Annotated in this window: 15 protein-coding genes; all 15 read left to right on the top strand. The window is 34.2% G+C overall.

The features are described from left to right. Positions 1 to 43 precede the first annotated feature (43 nt). The 15 genes from BUB05_RS17805 to BUB05_RS17730 all read left to right on the top strand — a co-directional run bounded on the left by BUB05_RS17805 (position 44) and on the right by BUB05_RS17730 (position 11,086). Positions 44 to 523, top strand: a complete 480-nt coding sequence (locus BUB05_RS17805; RefSeq protein ID WP_073051076.1) for a GNAT family N-acetyltransferase — start codon at positions 44 to 46, stop codon at positions 521 to 523. Positions 524 to 635: 112 nt separating this feature from the next. Next, positions 636 to 1,385: an AAA family ATPase gene (locus BUB05_RS17800; protein ID WP_073051074.1), complete on the top strand. Its 750-nt coding sequence runs from the start codon at positions 636 to 638 to the stop codon at positions 1,383 to 1,385. A 371-nt stretch (positions 1,386 to 1,756) separates the two neighbouring features. Next, a complete protein-coding gene (locus BUB05_RS17795) occupies positions 1,757 to 2,050 on the top strand; it encodes a hypothetical protein (RefSeq protein WP_073051072.1) in 294 nt (97 codons plus the stop codon). Between the two features lie 9 nt (positions 2,051 to 2,059). Beyond that, a complete protein-coding gene (locus tag BUB05_RS17790; protein ID WP_073051070.1) occupies positions 2,060 to 2,401 on the top strand; it encodes a hypothetical protein in 342 nt (113 codons plus the stop codon). A 127-nt stretch (positions 2,402 to 2,528) separates the two neighbouring features. After that, positions 2,529 to 3,050 (top strand): hypothetical protein, encoded by a 522-nt coding sequence (locus tag BUB05_RS17785; RefSeq protein WP_073051068.1) that lies wholly within the window; start codon positions 2,529 to 2,531, stop codon positions 3,048 to 3,050. A gap of 255 nt (positions 3,051 to 3,305) precedes the next feature. Continuing rightward, on the top strand, positions 3,306 to 4,757 hold the full coding sequence (locus BUB05_RS17780; protein ID WP_073051066.1) for a hypothetical protein: 1,452 nt from the start codon (positions 3,306 to 3,308) through the stop codon (positions 4,755 to 4,757). 97 nt (positions 4,758 to 4,854) lie between these two features. Beyond that, entirely contained in the window at positions 4,855 to 5,685 is an 831-nt protein-coding gene (locus BUB05_RS17775; RefSeq protein ID WP_073051065.1) for a GIY-YIG nuclease family protein, read from the top strand. Positions 5,686 to 5,772: 87 nt separating this feature from the next. Further along, positions 5,773 to 6,519: a DUF429 domain-containing protein gene (locus BUB05_RS17770; RefSeq protein ID WP_073051063.1), complete on the top strand. Its 747-nt coding sequence runs from the start codon at positions 5,773 to 5,775 to the stop codon at positions 6,517 to 6,519. A 17-nt stretch (positions 6,520 to 6,536) separates the two neighbouring features. Next, positions 6,537 to 7,193 carry a DUF4829 domain-containing protein gene (locus tag BUB05_RS17765; protein ID WP_073051061.1) on the top strand — a complete coding sequence of 219 codons (657 nt, stop codon included), beginning with the start codon at positions 6,537 to 6,539 and terminating at the stop codon, positions 7,191 to 7,193. Between the two features lie 277 nt (positions 7,194 to 7,470). Then, positions 7,471 to 8,079 (top strand): hypothetical protein, encoded by a 609-nt coding sequence (locus tag BUB05_RS17760; RefSeq protein WP_139258078.1) that lies wholly within the window; start codon positions 7,471 to 7,473, stop codon positions 8,077 to 8,079. A gap of 109 nt (positions 8,080 to 8,188) precedes the next feature. Next, positions 8,189 to 8,419 (top strand): hypothetical protein, encoded by a 231-nt coding sequence (locus BUB05_RS17755; RefSeq protein WP_073051057.1) that lies wholly within the window; start codon positions 8,189 to 8,191, stop codon positions 8,417 to 8,419. A 64-nt stretch (positions 8,420 to 8,483) separates the two neighbouring features. Then, positions 8,484 to 8,876, top strand: coding sequence for a hypothetical protein (locus tag BUB05_RS17750; protein WP_073051055.1), 393 nt, complete (start codon positions 8,484 to 8,486; stop codon positions 8,874 to 8,876). 41 nt (positions 8,877 to 8,917) lie between these two features. Further along, complete coding sequence (locus BUB05_RS17745; protein ID WP_175548596.1) at positions 8,918 to 9,436, top strand: hypothetical protein; 519 nt, start codon at positions 8,918 to 8,920, stop codon at positions 9,434 to 9,436. Between the two features lie 152 nt (positions 9,437 to 9,588). Next, the gene (locus tag BUB05_RS17740; RefSeq protein WP_073051052.1) at positions 9,589 to 9,927 is read left to right on the top strand and encodes a hypothetical protein; all 339 of its coding nucleotides are present in this window, start codon (positions 9,589 to 9,591) and stop codon (positions 9,925 to 9,927) included. A 9-nt stretch (positions 9,928 to 9,936) separates the two neighbouring features. Next, positions 9,937 to 11,086 (top strand): IS3 family transposase gene (locus tag BUB05_RS17730; protein ID WP_094762778.1). Its coding sequence is split into 2 segments (ribosomal slippage): positions 9,937 to 10,206 and positions 10,208 to 11,086, totalling 1,149 coding nucleotides; the frame shifts between segments, so codons are not numbered across the junction. Positions 11,087 to 11,282 lie beyond the last annotated feature (196 nt).

The following is an 11,282-nucleotide window of genomic DNA, read 5'->3' as shown; positions in this document are numbered from 1 at the left end:
CTCTACTTATATATTACGAATTGAAATTTAGGAAGTGGATAGAATGAATTGTTTATTAATTAGAGAAGCAAAGCCGGGAGAGCCCAGCTTGGTGGTACATTTTTATTACAAATTATTTGAGCAACAGTTTGGTTTTTTGCCTAGCACCGAGAAATATTTTCTCCATGCAATGACAGAGTTGTTTGATGATCAGGATGGTAACAAACTGTGGGTTATTGAGGAAGCAGGAGAGATCAAGGGCTCTATCTGCATTGTCAAGAAAGGGAATGCAGAGGCACAGCTTCGTTTGTTTGGAACAGATATGTCCCTACAAGGCAAAGGTGCCGGCAAGCAGCTCATGCAAAAAGCGATGAACTTTTGTAAGGAAAGGGGCTATTCCCATGTAATACTATGGACGATTGATATTTGTGAATCCGCCTGTTATTTATATGATAAGTTTGGTTTTAGATTCATCGAGTCAAAACCTAATACAACATGGGCTAATTACCTTATGACTGAAGAAAAGTGGGAGTATTTTGCTTGACATATTATGATTTGTAGCATTCGGAATACTTAATATATGTTTGATGACTATTAGTTATCAATGTATCCACACAACTTGAAATTGAAGTATTAGAACAGGTTAGGAGGAATACATGAATGATTTATATCAATATATTCGTGAGGTAGAATTGAAAAGGGATGAGATTGAGGATTTTGGCATTTATCCATACAATCTTAAGTCGGTATCATCTTTCTATAAGCTGGAGCTTCACCCTAAGGTTACATTTATTATAGGGGAGAACGGAAGTGGTAAAAGCACATTACTGGAGGCGATAGCCGTGGCATTCGGTTTTAATCCCGAAGGGGGTACAAGAAACTTTAATTTTTCTACTGAAACAACCCATTCCAGTCTTCACAATCATTTGCGTCTTGTAAAGGGAGTGGTAAAACCAAAGGATGGATTTTTTCTGAGGGCGGAAAGCTTCTACAATGTGTCTACTGATATTGACCGCATGGATAGGGAAAATCCCGGACCAAGGCTGATTGATTCATATGGAGGGGTGTCGTTGCACAAGATGTCTCATGGTGAATCATTCATGGCATTGATGATGAACCGATTCGGTACCGCCGGGCTTTACATACTCGACGAACCTGAAGCCGCTCTGTCGCCTAAGAGACAGATGGCCATGCTATCGAGGCTTCATGAACTGGTCAAGGGAGGGTCACAATTCATAATATCTACACATTCACCAATAATAATGTCCTATCCCGAATCGGTCATATATTCGGTTGACGATGATTACAAGAAACTTGAATATGAGGATACCGACCATTATCAAATAACTAAAAGATTCCTCAATGATACGGATAGTATGCTTAATATTCTCATGGACGAAGTTTGAAATCTAGACACTTAATTGAAAATAGTAATAACCGTGCTTGTCTATGATTATGAGTTATCAACCCATCCTTATAAATTGAAAGTTATGCGTGACAACAATCCGAAGATTTTCCGATTAATAAAATGAATTAAAGAGGGTGATCCACATATGACTCAACAAAGGATTAGTATACCGATGTTGTTAGCGATGTTAGCGCTAATATTTGGAATTGTAGTTTTTTTATACAATATATATAAGAAGTTAAGAAAATGATGAATAAAATATGCAACTGATACTCATTAACAAAAAATAGTAACAGTAATTAATGTTGGGTTTACATCGATTGATTTATTAATGAGTTTTAACATGGTGAAAACAAAGGGGAAAGATAAATGACTTTAGTCAAGTTTATAGTCACAATAATAGGATTGATTGTATGTATAAGAAGCAAGAATAAATTCTCAAAATACGGGACAATATTCTTTTTGTTGCTTATTGTGCAATTTGCATATCTATTTGTTGAGATAAAGTTCTTTTATCCATATTTTGAGGATATGCTTTACAACAAAGTTATTGATCCAGAAACGTTTGGGATATATGGATCTTTAGTACAACTACCAGAATATATATTAGAAGGAGCATCTCTAGTAGCAATAATTTTTGGAATAGTGAAGTCTGGAAACTAAGGAGGAAATATGGTAGGTATTGTAATCATATCTGTAATAATGTCGAGTATTAAATTCATAGTTTCAATACCAGGAATAATAATATGCATTAGAAGCAAGAATAGACTTTCAAAGGTCGGTACTATATTCTTTATGCTGTATATTATTCAATTTGTTTATTTTTGGATAAAAATGTTGGTTATTGACAGACTTTTTATGACGCATATGATTTCTGGAGAAGAGCTTGGTAGATACATGGAAATTGCAAATGTCCCAGAAGCATTATTTGATACTGCAGCAAGGATATTAATTATTATTGGAGTGTTGAAAGTAACTAGCATTGAGTATCAAAAAGGAAAAGCAAATGAATGACAAATTGAAATTCAGAATTTTGTGAATGCGGTGGATGATACAATAATCAATTCAGAGAAGAAGTGAATGATGCGGATTGGAATTTGATTGACTTCTATTTTCACATGAATTTGTTAGGAGGAGAGTAATGATAGTTGGGGCAGAAAAGGAAAAGGACAATAGAGATTCAGCTATTAGAAAGAATGTTATGGTAATGATGTTTATGCTAATAATTAGTTTGCTCAACTTTGGCATAAATATTTTAACATTAATACATGTTACTCTTTCGAGTTTAGTAGCAATTGTATATATGTTCTCTTGGCCGAAGCTGAATGAATCGAGGCAAAACATATTGGTCGGCATAGGTTATATAATCAATTCCATTTCGATGTTTATCATAGGCTTTGTGTTTGCAGATGTTAAGAATATACTGTTAGCAGGATTACTTATTCTATTTTATGTAATTGAGATTATTTATAATGTACTTAAATCTGAAAAAAGAATGGAAGAATCAAATAGAAATCAAATTAGGTATACAAGCGCAATATTGATTGCAGCATCTTCGTTTGGTCTATTATTTTCAAGATATATGCAAAGAACTTTTGAATATTACATTAATATTAAAATTGCTGGACTCGCATTAATTGCGTTAGCGCATATAGTAGCCTAGGGTGTTGAAGTTCTTGTGCTTCAGTTTAGGAAAGACTAACAATTTAATATAATTCAGCTTTCGAAATAGTATTTCTTACAAAAGAAAGGAAGATGACTGACGAAATTAATATAGCATAAGTGGCAACATAATTCTATAGATAAGTCATGGTAATGATGAAATAGATCGACTATTAATAGATCCATACAAATCTTGAAATTGTGGTTTGTCGAGTAAATGGAAGAAAAACTTAGAATATTTAAGGAGGATAGCAACATGAAGAAAAAAATAATATTAATTGTATTTGCACTAGTTGTAATTGCATCTGTGTTTTTCTTTACAAGAGATGATGGGCTTGAAAAATATGTATTTAATGACGAGGAATATGGTGAAATAACCTTCTATATACCGGAAGAGACTGTAGATATGAGTTTTGAAGGAATACACTTGCTTATGAAGCGAAGTGATGTGGAAAAGTTGGATTTAATTGATAACTATGAGAAGGCTGGCTTGGATGCTGGAAATTATTTTGGTTATTCGACTGATGAAGAGTTTCCAGCTCAGTTGTATGGCGACTATTCAGTTTTGAGTGATGGAGAATACTTGGATGAAACAGGGGAGAATAAACCTGATCTACTTGTATACTCGTTTTTGGCGTTGAATAGTAAGGATGATTTTTTTGGAGTAGTATACGATCAACCTTTTCACGAAGCTGCAAACACTCTACTTGACAAAGGATTTGAGTATGTAAAGGGAAGAGAAGACAAAGACACTGGATATATCTACTATGAGATGTTTAAGAAAGGTGATCTTTATATAATATTAAAAAACGGAGATTATTTAAGGCTAGCTAAAAGGCAAAGTGATTTAAATTTTGATTTGGATAGGGTAAAAGAAATAAGAGTTGAAATAAAAACTGATGTGGATGAATTCAAAATGGATGAAAATTTTGAAATCATGAATCTGTTATCAGAGATTGAAAGTAGTTCTGAGTTGCTTGAAAGTGAAATAGTTGTCAAGAGACCAGTAGAGATAAAGAAAGTAATTGATACTAATATTGATATTAATACTGAAAGTATTATTTATACAAACAGTGTTGAAATTATTAGTGAAGTAGAAGATATTTCGTATACATTTAAAACAAGCAGGGTAAGTGATGAAGAAGCGGTAATTAGACTCGATCTAAATACTAATGGCAGGAATGTAGAAATATCTGAATTTCCTAGAATCTATAAAGATGAATCTCTTGTTGAAGAAAATGACTATAGTGCATCAATGAATGATGGCGGAATGGTTTTACTATTCGAAAGTGATAGTGACGAAGTTTTTATACAAGCACCAGAATTTTTTGTATTTGAAGAGCTGAATAACGTAATGTCTAATTTCAGTTTGGAGTATGATTCAGATAATGATATCAAGTTGAATAATAAAAAATGGCTGGAAATAACTAAAAAGACAATACATCAATCTACTATAAAGCTGAGTTTCACAGCTAGGGGACAAAAGAGTTTTGCACCAACTAGAATAGGAGTTTTTTTTGATACGGAAGAATTTCCTTCCTTTCGTAATAGCGCTATTAGATTTGATGAGGATAATAACTTTAAAATGATTGAATTTTTAGCATTGTTGCCAGAAGGATTCAATAATGCAACAGAAATCAAAGTGGTTATTGAAGAAATCATGTTTAAGGTAGACGACAGTTTTATTGAAAAACTGATTATAGAGTGATAAGTAACTGGATTTGAGTGGTTATGGGTCCTTATATTGGTAAGTTTCCCTATAAATTGAAACTTGAAGAAATCTATTATTGGATAAGGAGGAGAGAATGCAAAAATCAATTACATATTTATACCCTGATGCAGATAATGCGGCAAATTTAAAGATGTATCAAGATCGAACCAATCAAATTAAGGCATTTTTCTTTACAAGAGAAAGCTATAAAATGGTTTATGATCTGCCTTTTTCTACAAACTACGCAATTTATTTTCTTTTTAATGATAGTGAAGATGAAAACCTTGTCTATATTGGTCGGTCTATAAATGGTATTCAGAGGATTGAAGAACATGTAAAAGGTAAGAATTTCTGGTCATATGCAATTTTGTTCGTTACTGATAATAATAGCTTTGATAAGTTGTCGATTGACTATTTAGAGTATGATTTCATTCAGAAATTTAAGAAAAGCAGTTATGTCTTAACGAACAAAGATTTAAGGCCCAACAAACCTAATATCAGTGTATATGATCTTCCGAATTTGGAAGCATTTATTGAGCAAATTGTATTCTTGCTTAGTGCAGAGGGTGTTGCTATTGATGAAATCAAAAAAGTAACAACAAAAGTAAAGTATTATTATCCGTCAAAGAAGCACAATGCTAAATTATTTATACAAGATGGAAAATTTGTATTAGCGGCGGGTAGTGAAATTAAAAGGCCTCCTGAATCTACAAAAGAGTGGAAGAATAGCCGGCGTTACGACAGAGGTAATGAAATCATTGATAACTATATTGAAAATGAAAAGGTTAAAAAAGTCGATGGTAAATTGATAACTCAAGTAAATATTGCATTTAAGTCACCGTCTGCTCCTGCAGATCTAATAACAGGATTGTCTGAAAATGGGTGGACATTTTTTAAGGGATTGGAAGAAATAAGAAATAAGTGAAAACGAGCAAGCTAAAAAATTATTATCATTTGTTTGATTCGTTGATGCAAGAGTATTTTGAATGAGTTGTGCGATAAGGGAGCTAATATGAAACCAAGAAGGATTGTATCAATTGGCTGGGATGTTGGTGGTTGGATGGGAAAAAAACAAGGGTTTTCGATGAGCCTTTGGGATTATGAAAAAGAAGAGTTTTCATGGATTGGTAAACCTTCTGAAATGAGTTTGCCAAAGAATCGGCTAATAACACCTGATGAAATTATGGGTATACTTAGTAGTACTTTTTCTGATAGAGAGTTAGATGAATATCAAATAATTATTGCGATTGATGCACCTCTTGGATATCCAGAAGCATTTGTGAAGTTCATTTCAAGTGAAGATGTGATTAGTGCCAAACCTGACAAGGAAATCAATAACCCTCTAGCATACCGTGATACTGAACGACACATACATAAGGTATTTGATAAGAAGCCGTTATCATCTGTATTCGATAAAATTGGTAATAATGCTACTGTTGCAATTTCACATATTAGGACTTGGTCTTCTGAACATGAATATATAGTACAGCCATCCAATAGATGTAGCAAAAGGGAAATTATTGAAGTATATCCCGCTCTGGTTAAAGGAAATGATTTTTTACAAGAACTTTTTGATGAGATAATCCCTGATACTGTCAAAAGGGAATCTGATGCTTATGATTCGGCAATATGTTCCATAATGGGTTTGAAGTATTATCTCGGAGAGGAGTTTCTTGGAGTACCAGTGGCGGTAGGGCCAGTCGAAGATATAGAGCAAAAAGAAGGGTGGATTTACTACTTGATAGGACCGACAAATTGAAATTAATGGAGGAATTGATGTTGAAGAATTTTATAATAATCGTTGCTATCCTTTTATTATCAACTAGTTGTAATAATTCGAAAGAACAAGAAATTCTGGAACAACTTAAAGAGAAAGACCAAACTATAAGTGAATTGGAAAATGAGTTGGATTACTATAAAGAAAAGAACTCAGAACTCATGGAAAAACTTACTATGATCGAGGAGCCCTTTCCTAAGTTAGAATTGTTTGAATATGGCCGTGAAGTTGATTTCTATTATGAAGACGAAAAAGTCTCTGGTAATCTAACAGCAATTAGTGTTGTTGAAAAATATTTTGAGGCAATGAAATCAAACGACCTAGAATCTTGGAAGTCGACGATGACACAAGATAAGCAAAGTGGATTTGTAGAAAAAGAGGAAAATTTTTGGATAGAAAGCCTTGATATCCTTGATATTCATTACGAGAGCGACACTGGATATAAACACTCCATATTACAGGATGAAGATGCTAAAGAAATGGGGTTGACGCCTGATAATATTGCTGTGATATATGTACTTTACGATGTGTTGTATGATAATTCGAAAGTGCCTTATAATAGCGGGAGAATCAACTGGCATTTTATTTTGCTGAGAGAGGATGGTCAATCGCCATGGAAGATTCAAGGTTGGGGATATGGCTACGGAGGAATATAAGTAACTAAATATGAATTGAATATCTGAACTATGATTTAAACCTGCAAATTGAAATTATATTCAGGAGTTTTTCGACTGATATACATATTGAGAGAATGATGGGAGAATGGTGCAGTTGCTATTGTTGTAATTGTAATCTCAATCATTTTGAAGACATATTTTAACTCTTTGATAAATTGAAGACTTGATTAATGGAAGAAAATTAACATTATTTAGCAGTAAATTATTTATACAATAAAATTGAAATATAGGGAAATTTGAAAAGGGGTGATGTATAATGCAAATCTGTAAAGTTTGTGGCAGTGATATCCTGGAGAAAACATCTTCTACCGGGTTAAGAGTTTTTCTATGTATAGTGTTGATGTTTCTTCCTTATGGATTGCTATATTGCTGGTTGCCGTTAATCAGGGAGCATACTTATATTTGTACTAATTGCGGCACTGAAAGCAAAGCAAGTGAAATAGAAACTATTGATTCGAGGGAGATGGAATCAAGAAATCATGACTACGGCAAAATGGTTGAAGAAGCAGAAGGTTTGATTGATAAATGGATTATGACAGATAGCAATGAACTTTGCAAGTTAATTTATTTGAAAGGTCAATTATTTGTTGTGGGAGTTGATTCAGAATCAGCAATTACATATCGAATGTTGAAATATAAAGCGGAAGAAAACCTGATAGTAGTTGATAGCAGGGTAGGGACAAAGCACCAGATCTACAGAACGCTGGTTTCCGGCAAAGGATATAATATTACCGACTATGGAAAAACGGTTATGCCCTTGGAGGAGCAAGGATTAATTGAATCTGGTGATTATGAACATATAGTATCCACTCTGGCTGGCAAGTACTCTTTGATTGAAGGCATGGATATTGAGCGGATAGCATAATCATGAGATGATGCAGAAAGGAGGAAGATATGAAAAGAAAATTCTGCCGCCGAACCTTAAAGGAATAATCATCAATTATTTGAATCAATTACGTAGGAGAAGATAATCAATGTATAAGATTATTAGACTTAAATATGTCTTTATAGGCGGGATTGTTGGCTTAATTGCAGGTGCTATTTTGGGATTACTGATTGGGGTGGAGATTGGTGGGAACTTCTTTGTTGATTTTGAGTATGTAGATGTACGTGGTTATGAGGCAACAGGGGTTTTAGGAGCTCAAATAGGGGCTTTGACAGGTTTTATTATTGGTGGACTCATTGGTCTATTCAAGAAAGAATAAAGTGCAGATAAATTGAACTCTACTTGACGTTATGAACTGTCTACAATTTTACAAGGAGAATATTATGAAAGGGTTAGAAGTATTAAGCAATATAATTAATAGAAATAGGAAACTATCATGGATACTTTTAATAAGCTATGTGGCATTTTTTGTTGGATGTGCAGCATTCCCACTATTTCCACAATACTCAGGATATACGAATATTTTCTTGCATATAGCGAATGTAATATATATTCCCCCAGTTCTTTTGGTGTTGATAGGGAAAGGAAAACACATAAAAGCAATGAGGATTATATTTTTCAGTATATCAATAGGAATGTTATGTAGATATTTCCTTGAATTTGGAGAGGTATCTAATAGTGTAAATTTTACACTAATCAATATAATATCGTTTCTCGCAATACTTCCATTAGTCTATATGTTTTCTTATTATTTTTATGGCAAAAAGTTGAACTAAATGATTATGTATCTGAAGCCGCTGTAATCAGCAGGAGGAAAATGATGAATGGTAAGTACACAAAATTTGCTATTATATTATTTATTGCAATCACGATTATTTCTATCGATTATTTTACACCGAGGGGTTCAGCTTCAGCAGGAAACAGTCTAAGAGCTCAAATGGTGACATATTGCGGAATTGATGTAAATAATGACACTATACTTTATTCAATAGAATGTGATGATAAAACGGTAAATATATTTGAAAAAGTTGACTTTAATATAGAGCATAGTGGATATAGAAAATATTCTGTTTTCAAGAGTGACAGAATCAATGAATATCGTTGTTATATCATTATTACAAGATATGCAACGATTGATGATAGCAAGCAAGTGTATAATACCACAAAGAAAGAGATTTCATACTTAGGGTATGAAGATAATGACCCTAATAGTACAGAAGGAGCTTATCTTGAGCCAGATACTGAGAAATGTAGTTATTCAGAAAATGAAAGTTATTTCAGTAATTACTCCAAACAAGTTCAAGATGCTTGTTATAATTATTCTATTGAAAAGTGAAATCTTCTAAATGTTACAGAATGAAAACATTGACTTTGTGAGCAATTCAAGCACATCGACAAATCTTGAAATTCATGTTGTTAAAGTAATAGGGATTAATATTATGATAGAAATTAATGAAAAGTATGGTCCAATTATAGGAGATAATGAAAATGAAAGAAATTAATCAGATATCTAGTCGGAATGTAGGGTCCTTTTTTCTTTTGACATTTATTTATTCATGGTTACTTTGGTTACCATTTGTATTATCGGGAGTTGGTGTTATTCAGCTTTCGGCATCCGTGGTCTCTTTCGTGACTCCTGCAGTAATGCTTGGAGCGTTTGGACCATTGCTTTCTGCTGTAATATTGATTGCTCACAAAGATGGATGCTCGGGAGTAAAAAACTTTTTCCGCAATGCATTTATTCTACATGTTAAGCCAATATATTATATGTGGGCATTATATAATGAACCCAAGAAACTAGACGACAAAATCCTCAAAATAAGTTAGAATAAAGCTATGAAAAAGAGAAGAAACTTTACCCCAGAACAGAAAACCAAGATTGTCCTCGAAGTATTGAGAGAGGAACAGACGCTTGTGGAGATTGCCGCTAAGTATGAAGTTCAACCAAATCAGTTAACTCGTTGGAAAACCGAATTTCTTAAGAATGCATCAAGAGCCTTCAGCAAGGATAAAGATGAGTCTGAAAAACTGCAGAAGGAGCATGAAAAAGAAGTTGATGAACTTCATAGACAACTTGGTCAATTGACGTGTGAGGTCAATTGGCTCAAAAAAAAATCTAAACAATTCGGTCTCCCGACAGAATCGCCAAAAAATGATAAGTAAACATCCTAAATTGACGATAACCAGGCAGTGTCAACTGCTTGATATCAATAGAAGCACACTCTACTACATACCTGCTGAAATAGACAGGTCTGAGGAGTATGCCATAAAATGGCTCATAGATGAGATCTATACCAGCCATCCTGAATACGGTTACAGAAGAATGACAGTTATACTCAATAGGGACTATGATGTTAAGATCAACCGTAAGCGCACTCGTAAGTATATGCGTGAGATGAACATCCACGGGCTATGTCCAGGACCAAACCTAAGCAAGAGAGGTCGTGCTAAATATCTGTACCCTTACCTGCTTCGAAAAATGAATATCACAAAGCCTAATCAGGTTTGGAGTATTGATATTACCTATTGCAGAATGCCAAAGGGCTTCATGTACCTTGCTGCTATCATTGATTGGCATTCAAAATATATTGTTGCTTATGAGCTGTCCAACACAATGGACAAGGGACTCATCACAAGAGTTGTAAACAAGGCCATAGCCACTCATGGCAAGCCTGACATTATTAATTCAGATCAAGGATCGCAGTTTACTTGTGATGCCTATATCAGCCTCCTGAAATCCAATGGTATCAAGATTTCAATGGATGGCAAGGGTAGAGCCCTTGACAACATCTGTATCGAGCGTTTCTGGCGAAGTTTGAAATGGGAAAAGCTCTACCTTGAAGAATATTCAAATGGCAGACAACTCAAAAGATTAATAGATGAATACATTCTACATTACAATACCAATAGACCACACCAGACATTTGATTACACAACACCGGCTAAAATTTACCACGGGATTCCATTCCTGAAAATTTCAGCATGATTAGGGCTTTGCCCTAAAACCCATCCTCGCCGGAAGGCAGGTGCCATGACTGGCACTGACAACAGGATATCTGCTTATGCAGTCAAGGGTATACAAGCTCGTACCTCGCCCTTGACAGCGGCTAGATTACTATAAATATCAATGAAAGGAGCACCTAACTTAAATTGATAAAACTTTTGTCTTGACAGTGGGGGGC

It is taken from the genome of Dethiosulfatibacter aminovorans DSM 17477 (assembly GCF_900142005.1).
Classification (GTDB): Bacteria; Bacillota; Clostridia; order Tissierellales; family Dethiosulfatibacteraceae; genus Dethiosulfatibacter; species Dethiosulfatibacter aminovorans.
Note: the sequence above shows the minus strand (reverse complement) of the source record. Positions and strands in the feature narration are given on the sequence as shown.

Coding starts and splice junctions, on each gene's coding strand:
- BUB05_RS17785 (WP_073051068.1), top strand. CDS start 2,529: ATGATAGTTGGGGCAGAAAAGGAAAAGGACAATAGAGATTCAGCTATT.
- BUB05_RS17795 (WP_073051072.1), top strand. CDS start 1,757: ATGACTTTAGTCAAGTTTATAGTCACAATAATAGGATTGATTGTATGT.
- BUB05_RS17740 (WP_073051052.1), top strand. CDS start 9,589: ATGAAAGAAATTAATCAGATATCTAGTCGGAATGTAGGGTCCTTTTTT.
- BUB05_RS17805 (WP_073051076.1), top strand. CDS start 44: ATGAATTGTTTATTAATTAGAGAAGCAAAGCCGGGAGAGCCCAGCTTG.
- BUB05_RS17790 (WP_073051070.1), top strand. CDS start 2,060: ATGGTAGGTATTGTAATCATATCTGTAATAATGTCGAGTATTAAATTC.
- BUB05_RS17780 (WP_073051066.1), top strand. CDS start 3,306: ATGAAGAAAAAAATAATATTAATTGTATTTGCACTAGTTGTAATTGCA.
- BUB05_RS17770 (WP_073051063.1), top strand. CDS start 5,773: ATGAAACCAAGAAGGATTGTATCAATTGGCTGGGATGTTGGTGGTTGG.
- BUB05_RS17750 (WP_073051055.1), top strand. CDS start 8,484: ATGAAAGGGTTAGAAGTATTAAGCAATATAATTAATAGAAATAGGAAA.
- BUB05_RS17745 (WP_175548596.1), top strand. CDS start 8,918: ATGATGAATGGTAAGTACACAAAATTTGCTATTATATTATTTATTGCA.
- BUB05_RS17755 (WP_073051057.1), top strand. CDS start 8,189: ATGTATAAGATTATTAGACTTAAATATGTCTTTATAGGCGGGATTGTT.
- BUB05_RS17800 (WP_073051074.1), top strand. CDS start 636: ATGAATGATTTATATCAATATATTCGTGAGGTAGAATTGAAAAGGGAT.
- BUB05_RS17775 (WP_073051065.1), top strand. CDS start 4,855: ATGCAAAAATCAATTACATATTTATACCCTGATGCAGATAATGCGGCA.
- BUB05_RS17765 (WP_073051061.1), top strand. CDS start 6,537: ATGTTGAAGAATTTTATAATAATCGTTGCTATCCTTTTATTATCAACT.
- BUB05_RS17760 (WP_139258078.1), top strand. CDS start 7,471: ATGCAAATCTGTAAAGTTTGTGGCAGTGATATCCTGGAGAAAACATCT.